1 protein-coding gene is annotated in these 287 nt (G+C 43.2%); it reads right to left on the bottom strand.

Annotated features, from left to right (window positions below; translation table 11 throughout):
- Positions 1-94: 94 nt before the first annotated feature.
- On the bottom strand, positions 95-287 hold a 193-nt coding region (locus PZH32_RS14015; protein ID WP_428994072.1), incomplete at its 5' end, for a hypothetical protein.

The raw sequence follows: 287 nt of genomic DNA, 5'->3' as shown, positions 1-287 counted from the left end.
CATAAAATATGCCCCTTTCAGATCATGAAATTAAAATGTTCTTAAATATCTGAAGTATCCGGTTTTACACATGGTATTTTTTCGGATACATTCTTTATTTTGTCATATCGTGCAGCTCCTGCTTCATTCTCGCCACGAGGTCTGTGTTCGCAGACTCTTTAAAGTGGCTGGAACGGATCAGGCTGTGAAGGTCTTCCACACAAGTATCCACATCATCGTTGACAACGATATAGTCGTAGGAATCCATTCCATCGGACTCCTCCGCGGCACGGTGGAGACGTTTTTCG

The sequence above is a fragment of the Adlercreutzia equolifaciens genome (assembly GCF_029076695.1).
In the GTDB taxonomy this organism is placed as follows: Bacteria; Actinomycetota; Coriobacteriia; order Coriobacteriales; family Eggerthellaceae; genus Adlercreutzia; species Adlercreutzia equolifaciens_A.
The sequence above is the reverse complement of the archived record's forward strand: the minus strand, read 5'-3'. Positions and strand labels throughout refer to the sequence as shown.